General features: G+C 41.2%; 13 protein-coding genes. 1 reads left to right on the top strand and 12 read right to left on the bottom strand.

The window, feature by feature from the left end; translation table 11 throughout:
* Positions 1 to 444: 444 nt before the first annotated feature.
* The 7 genes from AC6CIB_RS22845 to AC6CIB_RS22875 form a co-directional block, all read right to left on the bottom strand.
* Complete coding sequence (locus AC6CIB_RS22845) at positions 445 to 2,505, bottom strand: methyl-accepting chemotaxis protein (protein ID WP_498284560.1); 2,061 nt, start codon at positions 2,503 to 2,505, stop codon at positions 445 to 447.
* 228 nt (positions 2,506 to 2,733) lie between these two features.
* Entirely contained in the window at positions 2,734 to 2,970 is a 237-nt protein-coding gene (gene rpsR / locus AC6CIB_RS22850) for a 30S ribosomal protein S18 (RefSeq protein ID WP_034764780.1), read from the bottom strand.
* Between the two features lie 41 nt (positions 2,971 to 3,011).
* Positions 3,012 to 3,527: a single-stranded DNA-binding protein gene (gene ssb / locus AC6CIB_RS22855; RefSeq protein WP_498284563.1), complete on the bottom strand. Its 516-nt coding sequence runs from the start codon at positions 3,525 to 3,527 to the stop codon at positions 3,012 to 3,014.
* Positions 3,528 to 3,606: 79 nt separating this feature from the next.
* A complete protein-coding gene (gene rpsF / locus AC6CIB_RS22860; RefSeq protein WP_034764776.1) occupies positions 3,607 to 3,894 on the bottom strand; it encodes a 30S ribosomal protein S6 in 288 nt (95 codons plus the stop codon).
* A 274-nt stretch (positions 3,895 to 4,168) separates the two neighbouring features.
* Positions 4,169 to 5,269, bottom strand: a complete 1,101-nt coding sequence (gene ychF, locus AC6CIB_RS22865; RefSeq protein ID WP_498284565.1) for a redox-regulated ATPase YchF — start codon at positions 5,267 to 5,269, stop codon at positions 4,169 to 4,171.
* Between the two features lie 273 nt (positions 5,270 to 5,542).
* Positions 5,543 to 5,743, bottom strand: coding sequence for a DUF951 domain-containing protein (locus AC6CIB_RS22870; protein WP_498284567.1), 201 nt, complete (start codon positions 5,741 to 5,743; stop codon positions 5,543 to 5,545).
* A 14-nt stretch (positions 5,744 to 5,757) separates the two neighbouring features.
* Positions 5,758 to 6,702 carry a mechanosensitive ion channel family protein gene (locus tag AC6CIB_RS22875; protein WP_498284569.1) on the bottom strand — a complete coding sequence of 315 codons (945 nt, stop codon included), beginning with the start codon at positions 6,700 to 6,702 and terminating at the stop codon, positions 5,758 to 5,760.
* A 259-nt stretch (positions 6,703 to 6,961) separates the two neighbouring features.
* Here AC6CIB_RS22875 and yyaC point away from each other — a divergent pair, with 259 nt between their 5' ends.
* The gene (yyaC, locus tag AC6CIB_RS22880; RefSeq protein WP_498284571.1) at positions 6,962 to 7,582 is read left to right on the top strand and encodes a spore protease YyaC; all 621 of its coding nucleotides are present in this window, start codon (positions 6,962 to 6,964) and stop codon (positions 7,580 to 7,582) included.
* A gap of 49 nt (positions 7,583 to 7,631) precedes the next feature.
* Here yyaC and AC6CIB_RS22885 read toward each other — a convergent pair whose 3' ends face one another.
* From AC6CIB_RS22885 to rsmG, 5 genes are all read right to left on the bottom strand, one after another.
* Positions 7,632 to 8,345: a DUF554 domain-containing protein gene (locus tag AC6CIB_RS22885; protein ID WP_498284573.1), complete on the bottom strand. Its 714-nt coding sequence runs from the start codon at positions 8,343 to 8,345 to the stop codon at positions 7,632 to 7,634.
* 147 nt (positions 8,346 to 8,492) lie between these two features.
* Positions 8,493 to 9,332, bottom strand: a complete 840-nt coding sequence (locus AC6CIB_RS22890) for a ParB/RepB/Spo0J family partition protein (RefSeq protein WP_498284575.1) — start codon at positions 9,330 to 9,332, stop codon at positions 8,493 to 8,495.
* Positions 9,325 to 10,086 (bottom strand): ParA family protein, encoded by a 762-nt coding sequence (locus AC6CIB_RS22895; RefSeq protein WP_148970551.1) that lies wholly within the window; start codon positions 10,084 to 10,086, stop codon positions 9,325 to 9,327. The genes AC6CIB_RS22890 and AC6CIB_RS22895 overlap by 8 nt, the downstream gene beginning before the upstream one ends.
* Before the next feature lie 730 nt (positions 10,087 to 10,816).
* Entirely contained in the window at positions 10,817 to 11,680 is an 864-nt protein-coding gene (noc, locus tag AC6CIB_RS22900) for a nucleoid occlusion protein (RefSeq protein ID WP_498284577.1), read from the bottom strand.
* A gap of 124 nt (positions 11,681 to 11,804) precedes the next feature.
* Positions 11,805 to 12,521 (bottom strand): 16S rRNA (guanine(527)-N(7))-methyltransferase RsmG, encoded by a 717-nt coding sequence (gene rsmG / locus AC6CIB_RS22905; RefSeq protein WP_498284579.1) that lies wholly within the window; start codon positions 12,519 to 12,521, stop codon positions 11,805 to 11,807.
* Positions 12,522 to 12,533 lie beyond the last annotated feature (12 nt).

Below are 12,533 nucleotides of genomic sequence, written 5' to 3' on the forward strand. Positions count from 1 at the left end.
TAAAAGCGGAGGCGGCTCGTTCAGAGGCGACAAGCATAAGATGAACCTACCGGAAAGGCGCTCTTTGCCTTTTTGGTAGGTTTAGCTTATGACCTCGAGCCTCTCTGGATGAAACCAAAGGCAGAGGCGGATTGGGAAGCCCCGACAAACATACTTTAATGTCCGCCATTTAACTTTGTTGTGCCACTATTGACCAAACTTGTGCCACTTTTCGCGTTTGTTGTGCCACTTTCACCAAAACTTGTGCTACTTTCCACTAAACTTGTGCCCAATTGTGAATATCAATAACTATTATTGTTCATATTACTTCATTTTCACATAAAAAGAGGGAGTCCCTTCAACATGCATCTCTTCTTCATCTACTCTAGTATGCACTCACTTTAAAAAGGAGTATACGCAATAGATAAAGAATGGCAATGTATCAGGACCACCCTCTGATGAAAATTATGATATTTTAAAACGTTCGATTGAAGACTGAAGCTCTTGGCTTAAGTCTGTTAAGCGTTCAGCTGCTTCTGTAACCGATTGGACGGCCCTTACTTGTTCTTCTGTAGAGGCACTCATTTCCTCGCAGGATGCAGCCGTTTGTTCTGCTGTAGCGGCCATCATTTGGATCACGTTGACCACTTCATCTTTTTCAAGATTGATTTGACCAACTTCCTCATACATTCTTTCTATTTCATCCTGCATGGATTTCATTAACTGTGAGGTTTGGTCAAAAACGTGATTGGTTCTTTGGATCACTTCATTTTGCACCTCAAAGGTTTCTTTCGTTTTCACCATTTCGTCAACTGCTTGATGAGAGCCTTGTTGAATTTCTATAATGGTGCGTTTTACTTCTTCGGTTGCCTTTACTGACTGATCGGCAAGCTTTCGTACTTCTTCCGCCACGACAGCAAAGCCTTTTCCGTGTTCACCTGCTCTAGCCGCCTCAATGCTCGCATTTAAAGCAAGAAGGTTCGTTTGAGAAGAAATATCCGTTATTGTGCCCATGACCGATTCAATCGTCTTCACCTTTGCTTCCAGACTAAAGATGACTTTCTCCATGGAGGAGATGTATTCACTGGAAGAATGGTAGGCATTTTCTAATTCTTTTACCTGTTTGAACCCGGACTGGTTTATGACATCTGCTTGTCCAGCCATCTCAGACATAGCTTTCGACTTTTCATAGACTCCATTAATTCTAGTTCCTAATTGCTCTGTTTGATGATGAGCCCGATCAGAGTCGGCTGCTGATTGAGAAGCCCCTGTCGCAATTTCGGAAACAGCCTTTGCCATCTCTTCACTTGAGGCATTTGTCTCCTCAGAAACCGCACTTAATCCTTCAGCCGATTCCCTCACATTATAGATCGATTCTTGGACGACTTGTATTGTATCTTTCATATTTACGATCATTTTGTTTAAATCGGACGCTAGTAATCCTGTCTCATCTTTTGAATTAATTTCAGACTGAATGGATAAATCTCCAGTAGAGACCTCGGTTACCGTTTTTTGAAGCTGTTTAATTGGTTTAGTGATTTTATTAGAAATGAACACAACTAACACCAACATGACAGCTAGGGTGATGAGTGCTGTCACGATCAGTAACCGTTCAATTTCTTTCGATGACTGAATCAGATCCTTCATACTGTAAGCAGATCCCACTTTCCAATTCGTCTTAGGTACCGTACTATACACTAACACTTTTTCATCTCCGTCCAGTTCATACCGGATCGTGTCGGAATCTTTATCAGAACCGAGCATTTTGCTGATGAAAGGTAGAGTGGAGAGATCTTCACCTCGCTTAGTCGGGTGGACGATGGCTGTTCCATCCAGCCCGATTAAGAACGGATAGCCATTATATCCAATGTCCATTTCTGAGACTCGGTCAGTAAGTTTCGTCAAGTTAATATCGACACCTATAACGCCTACTACTTTATTATCTGAAACAATCGCTCTGGAGGCTGTAATGATATATTCTTCCGTTGCAGTATCTACGTACGGATCGCTCCAAACCACGCCAGTCCTTAATTCCTCAGCGCTTTTATACCAATCCCTGCTTGTCGGATCAAAGTCACTAGGCAGAGAGACGGATGGAACGATTTTTAATTTCTTATTTGGTGATGCGAAGTAAATAGAAGTGGCTTCCTGATAAAGACTTAAGTAATTATCAAAATCAGATTGAATATTGGCAAACAGCTCTGTATTTTCGCCACCAGATTCTGTTTGCAACTGTGCATTTGCATAATCTTTTAACGAGTTCGAGATTGAATATTGATCAATACTTTTTTCGTATTGCCCAAGAAAAAGTTGCACTGAATTATTTAGTTCTCCTACGATCCCTTGAGTTTGATCAATGACCTCTTTCTCTGTTTTCATTCTCGTCTGTAAGCTTGTAATCGCAATGATAACGGCTAACGATACCATAAATAAAATGGATATGATTACAATAAGCTTCATTCTAATGGATGATAGAAGAAAACCCTTCTTTCGTTCCACCTGTTTCCTTGTGTTTTTCTTTTTCACATTAATTCCCCCTCTTACTACCCAAAACTATCTATATATACACTTATTCATCGACATTTTTCGCCATTTCTTTATAGGTATATGGGAATTTACAAGAACAAAGTGATGCTGGATAGGATAATCCAAGGGTGCTTTGCAGAGGAGGAAGAGATTTCATACTCACCAATTAAAAAATGGCATAAAAAAAGCAGCAGAGACAAGTCTCTGCTGCTTTTTTAGTCGATGATATTATTCACCAGTAACGTATGGAAGTAATGCCATTGTACGAGCGCGTTTGATCGCACGAGTCAACTTACGTTGGTACTTAGCGTTAGTTCCAGTTACACGACGTGGAAGAATTTTTCCACGTTCAGATACGAATTTCTTAAGAAGATCTACATCTTTGAAATCGATATGTGTAATTCCGTTTGCTGTGAAGTAGCACACCTTACGACGTCTACGTCCACCTCTACGTCCTCCTGCCATTTGTTTCGCCTCCTATCTTGTTTAGATTCATTATCGTTCGTTTAGAATGGCAGATCATCATCGGAAATGTCGATCGGCTGACCGTCATTTGCAAATGGATCTTCATCTACACGTGTATAGTTGTTGTTATTATTGTTATTGCGTTGTTGATTCTGATTCTGACTATACGGACTTCCTTGGTCGCGTTGACCTCCACCCGAATAGCCCGGACTTCCTCCACGATCGCCTTGATTCGCACTACGCGGCTCTAAGAACTGAACGCTTTCTGCTACAACTTCCGTCATAAACACCCGGCGCCCATCTTGTCCTTCGAAATTACGTGTTTGAATACGACCGTCAACGCCAGCTAAGCTGCCTTTTTTAAGAAAGTTTGCTACATTCTCTGCAGGGCGACGCCATACAACGCAGTTAATAAAATCTGCTTCCCGTTCTCCTGATTGATTCGTAAAACTACGATTGACAGCCAGTGTAAACGAAGCAACAGCCACTCCACTTGGAGTATATTTTAATTCAGGGTCTTTGGTTAAACGCCCTACTAATACAACTCGGTTCATCATCAGAATCAACCCCTTCCTTCTAATTTACTGTTTCATGTGAAACAGATGATAGAAGTGTATATCTTAAAAAACGTACGGATTATTCTTCTTCTTTAACAACGATATGACGGATAATATCATCGCTGATTTTAGCTAAACGATCGAATTCGTTAACTGCATCAGAAGTAGCGCTCATCTTAACTAGTTGATAGAAACCATCGCGAAAATCGTTGATTTCATACGCTAAACGACGTTTACCCCAATCTTTTGACTCGATGATTTCCGCGCCGTTAGTTGTTAAAACGTTATCGAAACGCTCAACTACTGCTTTCTTTGACTCGTCGTCAATGTTTGGGCGGACAATGTACATAACTTCGTACTTTCTCATCTGAATGTCACCTCCTCGTGGTCTATGCGGTCCTTTCTTTGTGAAAGAACAAGGAGCAATGCGTTCATTACTCACGAAATAAAATTATAGCATAGGTTATCTATTATTGCAATATGACGTAAAAAAAAGACTAGAATCGAAACTCTAGTCTTTCATATCTTGTACTAGTCTGCAGTGGTTGATTTCCGCTCCAGGCACTCGCTTTCCGCGGGGTGGGCGGTGATCCTCCTCGGCGCAAGCGCCTGTGGGGTCTCACCTAGTTTTTTCTCAAAACCTACACATTAAAACGGAAGTGAATGATGTCTCCGTCTTTTACGAGGTATTCTTTACCTTCCAAACGTACTTTTCCGGCTTCGCGGGCTGCTCCCATTGTTCCTGCTGTGACCAGATCGTCATAGGAAACCGTTTCGGCACGGATGAAGCCTCTTTCGAAGTCAGTATGGATGACTCCGGCACATTGTGGAGCTTTCATCCCTTCACGGAACGTCCAGGCGCGGACCTCTTGAACGCCGGCTGTGAAGTACGTAGCCAGTCCTAATAAAGTATAGGTAGCGCGAATCAGCTGATCTAAACCGGACTCTTCAATCCCTAGCTCTTCCAAGAACATCGCTTTTTCTTCATCATCAAGCTCAGCAATTTCAGATTCGATTTTCGCACAGACAACAATCACTTCTGCATTGTCTTCTTTAGCAAATTCACGTACTTTCTGAACATATTCGTTGTCAGAAGAATCGGCAATTTCATCTTCACTTACGTTTGCTACATATAATACAGGCTTTGAAGTCAGAAGGTGAAGCTGTTTCACAAGCTTCATTTGTTCATCAGAGAACTCAACCGTACGTGCCGGCTGCTCTGCTTCAAGAGCTTCTTTGATTTTCACAAGGATATCATGTTCAAATACCGCTTCTTTATCTTTTTGCTTGGCCATTTTCTGAACTCTGGCAAGACGCTTATCCACTGTCTCAAGGTCAGCTAAGATCAATTCCAGATTGATGACTTCAATATCCGCAATCGGATCTACTTTACCTGAAACGTGTGTGATATTATCATCCGCGAAACAACGGACAACCTGACAGATTGCATCCACTTGGCGAATGTGAGATAAGAATTTATTCCCTAATCCTTCTCCTTTACTCGCTCCTTTTACAATCCCGGCGATATCCGTGAATTCAAAGGCAGTGGGAACCGTCTTCTTCGGTTCTACAAGCTCTGTTAATTTATCTAAACGGTGATCGGGAACTTCTACAATTCCTACGTTCGGATCAATTGTACAGAAAGGATAGTTGGCAGATTCTGCACCTGCTTTTGTAATTGCGTTAAATAGAGTGGACTTCCCTACGTTAGGTAATCCAACAATACCAGCTGTTAAAGCCATTATGGTCACTCCTCATCTATATTCTTATCTATTAAAAATCCTGTAAGATCGAAAATAAGTAAACGGTCGAACCTTTCACAATTATAGAGATAATAGAGGGAAAAGACAAGTGAAGCTTCAGGCATCGTTAAGGGAAGTGAGGATATTTTTTCTTTAGGCATGGCTTGCTAAAAAGAGCATTCAATCGACTGAAACCGACTGAATGCTCTTAACCTTGGCAAAATAACCATAGGATGGATTAGGTCAAAAGAAATATGGGTAAAAAAAGAATACTTATTCTTCTACGCCGCTACTGATGACTTTTTTCATTTTTTTCGCAAAATCTTTTCTGGGAATCATGACACTATGGCCGCATCCTACACATTTGATGCGAATATCCATTCCCATACGGATCACTTTCCAGCGGTTTGTACCACATGGATGCGGCTTTTTCATTTCTACAATATCATTTAAAGTGAATGTCTTGGGCTCCACTGGATTTTTCCTCCTTATTCGCTTTCAAGTTTTCTTTGTTTTTCTTCACGGGGTTGGATATCTTCCTGATCCTGACGTGAATACATCACCATACGAGGGAACGGAATTTCAATACCATGCTCATCCAGGCATAGTTTAACCTCTTTACGTATCATTCTTGCCATATACCAATGTCTCATCGGAACCGTTTCAGCCACGATTCGTATGACCACATCTGATGCTCCCAAGGTTTGAACACCCAACAGTTCAGGTGGATTCACCAGATCTTCATATTTTTGCGGTAAAGCAAGGAGAAGCTCCTGCATCACTTTCTCTGCTTCTTCTATATTTTCTTCATAAGCAATACTGACATCTACGACCGCAATGCTGTTGTGAATGGAGAAGTTCGTTACTTCCGTAATATTACCATTGGGGAAAATATGTAATTCCCCGGTCCAGCTTTTGATCTTTGTGGTACGAAGGCCGATTTCTTCAACGGTACCTTCAGCAGAACCAATTCGAACATAGTCACCGACTGAAAACTGGTCTTCGAAAATAATAAAGAAACCGGTGATGATATCACGAACCAGATTTTGCGCTCCAAAACCAACGGCAAGACCGACGATTCCGGCACCAGCGATGAGTCCTTTCACGTCAATTTCAAGAGTCGACAAGATCGTCATCAAACTGATGAAATAAATCACATAGGTCAATACATTCTCCAGTAGCTTCAAAAGAGTGGCTTCACGGCGTTCGGTGAACTTAAGGGGTGAACGTGACCGAACCTTAAACACGTTTCGAATCGCCGACCTTCCCAACCTTAAAGCAATATAGGTAATCACCATAATCGCCACAATTTTCAAAGCACCTGAACCCAGGGCAATCCATAAATCATTATCAATAAGTTTATCTACAGCTTCGCTATCTTTTAGTTTTTCCACGGCATCAGCGACACCAGCATTAGAATCTTTCTCTTTCATATACCGAACCTCCACTTATCGTTCAATAAGAAGTATTCCTTATTTTATCAACTTTCCCTCTCCTTGTGTAGATATAACCTCATATTACTATAAGTTTAAGAAAATTTTTATTTTATGAAAAATCCAACCATATTATGTATGAAAAAAAGAAATCGTCCGTATACTGATAATACTTAGAAAATATGATTATGGTAGTCAAGTCCGACAAAGTATGATCCCTATAAAATTCCCCTTAAACACATCCAAAGGAGTGGAAGCGATGAATCTTAAAAAAGGACTATTTGAACGAAGACCTGAACCCTTTAGAGTCCTTCATCAGGAAGAGCGTGCGGCACAGGATCTTTCCGTTCAATTGTCGTCGATGCTTCCCACTTACTATCGTACAAGACCCATTGTCTTCGTATGTATTGGCACAGACCGTTCAACAGGGGATTCATTAGGCCCATTAGTTGGAACCTTAATAGAAGAACAAGATATCAAACCATTTCATGTATATGGAACGTTAGATGATCCGATCCACGCAATAAACCTGGAAGAGAAGCTCAGTCAAATTGCCGCTAAACATATCAATCCTTTTATGATCGGTGTAGATGCCTGTCTCGGTCGCTTAAAAAGTGTCGGCGCCATTCAATTAAGTGAGGGGCCATTAAAACCTGGTGCCGGGGTAAATAAAGAGTTACCAGAGGTTGGTGAGATTCACCTGACCGGAATCGTGAATGTCAGTGGATTTATGGAGTTCTTTGTATTACAAAATACACGTTTGAATCTTGTGATGAAAATGGCAAAGACGATTGCTCAAGCCATTGTGCTGGCAGGCGATTCAGTGGAACGCCGTAACGCCGTCAGTATTGAAAAATGGCGGGAAGAATTACAGCAATAAAAGGGAGATGATCCAGAGATACGTTCTGGGACATCTCCCTATTCACTTACTACATATACAGCTGGTATGCGTATATGATTCCTACGACCAATCCCACTACGATGATCCCGGGAAGTAAATTGGCGACTCTGATCTTCGTTACACCGAGGAGATTGAGTCCAATCGCAAAAATCATGATTCCTCCCGTTGAGGTCATCTCTACAATATAGGCATCCATCAGCTCTTGAGGAACCCACTGATGAATTTGAGTCGCAAACAAAGCAATGAATCCTTGATAAAGGACGACAGGGATCGCCGAAAACATGACACCAATTCCTAAAGTCGTCGTTAGGATCAGCGATGTAAAGCCATCTATGATTGACTTCGTCAACAGAACATCATGATCGCCCCTGATGCCACTATCCAACGCACCTATTACAGCCATTGCTCCAATAACAAAAATAAGGGTAGCCGTGACAAACCCTTGAGATATGGATGTTTCTTTATTACTGCCCAGCTTCTTTTCCAACCAGTTACCCAATGAGTTAAGCTTGTCCTCCAGGTTCATCCACTCTCCCCATGCAGCACCCAGAGCCAGGCTGATGATGACAATGAGAAAGTTTTCACTTTTCAATCCCATCTGTAACCCAAGGACGATTACGGCTAAACCAATCGCTTTCATGACAGTTCCCTTCATATCTTCCGGGATGCGATGAAGGACCTTCCCCAGGAGAGTTCCGATGATAATACATACTCCATTTACAAGCGTTCCTAATAGTACCATGACGTTCTCCTTATCTGTTTGAAAAATTCTTCTCATGCTTTTGATGATTATTTCCCAAAGAATAGTGTATCTTCTATGTACCATATGGAAGAGGACTGGCTTAAGTGGTATAAGTATACCTTTTAAGCCAGTCCTTTCCCCAAATGGTTACTGCAATAATTCCAAAATGCGATCGAGATCTTCCTTCGAAAAAAATTCGAGCTCGATTTTTCCTTTTTTCTTTGATTGTTTAATCGTGACCGTTGTCCCGAAGCGTTCGCGTAGAAGGGATTCCTGTTCCTGGATGAAGACATCTTTACGCTCTGTCTTTTTTGTTTCACGTGGAACATTCTCATTCAGTTCTTGAATGATTTTTTCTAATTGGCGAACGTTTAATGATTCTTTAAGGATACGATTTACAACCGTTGATAGATTCTTCTTATTTTTCAACCCAAGGAGTGCACGCCCATGTCCCATCGTTAACTTACCTTCTGAAATAAGTTCTTGAATAGGGGCAGGGAGGGATAGCAAGCGAATATGATTGGCAATATGAGGTCTGCTCTTACCTAACCTCTTCGCTAATTCCTCCTGAGTGAGCTTCAGCCTATCCATCAGCATTTGATAAGCAGCGCCCTCTTCGATCGGTGTCAGATCTTCGCGTTGTAGGTTTTCTAAAACGGCAAGCTCCATCATTTGTTGATCATTCAATTCCCGGACCACGACAGGAGCGGATTCTAATTTAGCCGCTTTTGCTGCACGATAACGGCGTTCCCCTACGACAATTTCATACCCTTTGATTGTTTTACGCACAATGATCGGTTGCAGGATACCGTGTTCTAAGATTGAATCTTTTAATTCTTCAATTGCTTGCGGCTCAAAGATCTTTCGTGGTTGATATGGATTCGGCCGTATTTCTTTCAGGCTCACTTCTTGCACGGACTCTTCATTTTGAGTTGTTTGGATATTGGTAAAGAGTGCATTGATGCCCTTTCCTAAACCTTTAGCCATTCGCCGCCACTTCCTTTGCTAGTTCTAAATAAACTTCTGCTCCCCTGGACTTCGCATCATAGATGATAATCGGTTCACCATGACTGGGCGCTTCACTTAAACGAACGTTACGTGGAATAATTGTGCGATACACTTTATCTTGAAAATATTTTTTAACTTCTTCAATGACCTGGATTCCCAGATTGGTTCTCGCATCAAGCATCGTAAGCAGCACACCATCAATCATAAGATCATGATTCAGATGCTTCTGAACTAAACGAACGGTACTTAATAGCTGACTTAATCCTTCCAGAGCGTAATATTCGCATTGAACCGGTATGACGACAGCATCTGAGGCTGTTAACGCATTGATTGTCAATAAGCCTAATGACGGTGGACAATCAATGATAATATAATCAAATTCGTCTTTTACTTTCTCTAACGCTTTCTTTAAACGTACTTCACGGGAGATGGTTGGAACAAGTTCAATCTCTGCTCCCGCCAATGAAATCGTTGCAGGTACAATGGATAAATTCTCAACTTTTGATTGTTTAATGGTTTCTCTGACATCGACATCATCTACCAGCACATCATATATGCACTGCTGGACATCCCCTTTTTCCACACCTACACCACTAGTGGCGTTTCCTTGAGGATCAATGTCTACCAGTAAAACCTTTTTCCCTATATAAGCTAAACAAGCCCCCAAATTGACGGATGTTGTGGTCTTTCCCACTCCACCTTTTTGGTTTGTAACGGCTACTATTCTGCCCAAGGTTGTCACCTACCTTTTGACTTCCTAAGATTCACTACATTTTTTACAGTATTCTTCTATTCTATCAAAATTCTTCATTAATTGTCTGTCAATTTTTTAAAAAAGAACCCTATTTCTAGAAATAGGAAATCGTAATTAGTTCATAGCTCACGAATCGACAGTATTTGCTCTGAATCGACAGAACTAGAGACAGTGGTAGTTGATTTCCGCTACAGGATGCTCGTTTTCCGCGGAGCGTGAGTTGAGCCTCCTCGGGCTTTGCCCTGTGGGGTCTCAACTTTCCCGCTATTCCCGCAGGAGTCGAGCACCTTCCGCTACAATCAACTTTCAAAGCATGAGTTTTTAAAAATCTAGTAGACATACAAAAACTTTCTAGTAACAGATTTTAAAGAAGAAAGTGGTCGAATACTGCTTGCATACTAGAATTGCTTTTATCTATTAGATTTTTTTCTATTAAGTTCTATAACTCTGTCACGATAAACTTAATATAGATGGTGAGGGGAACTGCGTAGACTCCTGCGGAAAAACGGGCGTGCAGAGACCCCGGAAGCGAAGCTGAGGAGGCTCGGCCGTACGTCCGCGGAAAGCGGAGCAGTTCCCCTCACCATCAAGCACACACTGGTTGACAGAGCCCCTGGCAGATTCCATGTTTAAAATATCTTTGCAAAAAGAACCAAACAAAAAAAGTGAGAAACCAATCCGATATGTTTCTCACTTTTAGACTACGAATCTATTTTTTTTTAGGAATTCGGATGGTGAACTGATAGAATTCCTCATGCTCTTCTTCTTCAGAGTCCAGATTGATTCCGCTGTCTGATACCATGGAAAGCGATTGACGAATCGTATTCACAGCTATTCTCATATCCTTACTGAAGGCTTTTCGTTTCGGTTTTGGCTTTTGAGTAGTTCCTTCTTGCATTTTCACAACCCGGTCTTCGGTTTGTTTGACATTTAAGCTTTTTTCAACGATTTCTTGAAGAAGCTGAATTTGCTTTTCAGAATTCTTCAATGGAATTAAAGCCCTGGCGTGACGTTCTGTAATCTGTTTATCTAATAAGGCTGATTGAATTTCTTCTGGAAGCTTTAGGAGACGAAGCTTGTTCGCCACAGTCGATTGTCCTTTTCCTAAGCGTTGAGCAAGGGCTTCTTGAGTTAAATCATGTAACTCCAACAGTTTTCCATACGCAATGGCTTCTTCTATAGGAGAGAGCTCTTCCCTTTGTAAGTTTTCAATTAATGCAACAGATGCTGTTTCTGTATCATTAAGATTCTTTACAATGGCCGGTACAGTTTCCCAGCCAAGTTTTTGAACGGCTCTGTATCGACGTTCACCTGCAATGATTTCAAACTGCTCACCATCGTATTGTCTAACCACAATCGGTTGGATAATACCATGAGTATGAATCGTTCTGGATAACTCTTCTATCTTTTCATCATTGAACACTGTTCTTGGTTGAAAGCGATTAGGGATGATTTGTGAGACGGGTATCTTTTTCACTTCATCTCGATCTTCTTCCACTACATTTGATTCTTCAGATTCAACATCTTGCTCCTTTTCACCTAGGCCAAAAAAACGAGAGAAAGGATGCTTCATCTTCCTACACCACCTTTAAGAAACTCCCTTTATTAATATTCTCTAAAATATGACAAGTTCCTGCCTATGCTGAGATTTTCAAAGCGTGAACATTGATACAGTCACGGCAGGAGAGCTTTTCATATTATTCTAACGGTAATTTATTGGGTGTCCCAGGTTTTCTGGGATATTTGTTAGGCGTTTCTTTCACTTTGTCGATCTTCACAATATTTCGTTCACTTTCCTCTTCCGGTAAGACGAACGAATACATTTTATCTGTTTGTCCACCCAGCATGCCAATTGCTTTCTTCGCATTGGATAGCTCCTCTTTCACGTTTGAAGCCTTCATCGCTACAAATAAGCCGCCCTTTTTAACAAGTGGCAAACATAATTCACTTAAAACAGACATTCTGGCTACGGCTCTTGCTGTAACCATATCATACTTTTCACGATGAGCCTTGTTTTTACCAAAAGTCTCAGCACGATCATGATAGAAATTCGTGTTTTCAAGCCCTAGCTCATCGGATAAATGGTTTAAGAACGTAATCCGCTTGTTCAAGGAATCAACAATTGAGATATGTAAGTGCGGGAAGCATATTTTAAGAGGGATACTCGGAAAACCCGCTCCTGCCCCAACGTCACAAAGAGTTGTAATCTGTGAAAAATCAACATAAAAAGCTGCACTGATCGAATCGTAAAAATGCTTTAAATAAACATCTTCCTTTTCAGTGATGGCCGTCAGGTTCATTTTTTCATTCCATTCAACCAACAATTCATAATAACGCTTAAACTGATTTAATTGCTGTGGAGAAAGGGAGACCCCCTTCTCCTCAAGCATTGATTGAAATTCATTAACATTCATGAAATTATCCTT

Source organism: Rossellomorea sp. GQ25 (assembly GCF_059758515.1).

Excerpts from the sequence above, each read along its gene's own strand:
- rpsR (WP_034764780.1), bottom strand. The coding sequence starts at position 2,970 with ATGGCAGGAGGACGTAGAGGTGGACGTAGACGTCGTAAGGTGTGCTAC.
- ssb (WP_498284563.1), bottom strand. The coding sequence starts at position 3,527 with ATGATGAACCGAGTTGTATTAGTAGGGCGTTTAACCAAAGACCCTGAA.
- rpsF (WP_034764776.1), bottom strand. The coding sequence starts at position 3,894 with ATGAGAAAGTACGAAGTTATGTACATTGTCCGCCCAAACATTGACGAC.
- ychF (WP_498284565.1), bottom strand. The coding sequence starts at position 5,269 with ATGGCTTTAACAGCTGGTATTGTTGGATTACCTAACGTAGGGAAGTCC.
- AC6CIB_RS22875 (WP_498284569.1), bottom strand. The coding sequence starts at position 6,702 with ATGAAAGAGAAAGATTCTAATGCTGGTGTCGCTGATGCCGTGGAAAAA.
- yyaC (WP_498284571.1), top strand. The coding sequence starts at position 6,962 with ATGAATCTTAAAAAAGGACTATTTGAACGAAGACCTGAACCCTTTAGA.
- AC6CIB_RS22885 (WP_498284573.1), bottom strand. The coding sequence starts at position 8,345 with ATGGTACTATTAGGAACGCTTGTAAATGGAGTATGTATTATCATCGGA.
- AC6CIB_RS22890 (WP_498284575.1), bottom strand. The coding sequence starts at position 9,332 with ATGGCTAAAGGTTTAGGAAAGGGCATCAATGCACTCTTTACCAATATC.
- noc (WP_498284577.1), bottom strand. The coding sequence starts at position 11,680 with ATGAAGCATCCTTTCTCTCGTTTTTTTGGCCTAGGTGAAAAGGAGCAA.
- rsmG (WP_498284579.1), bottom strand. The coding sequence starts at position 12,521 with ATGAATGTTAATGAATTTCAATCAATGCTTGAGGAGAAGGGGGTCTCC.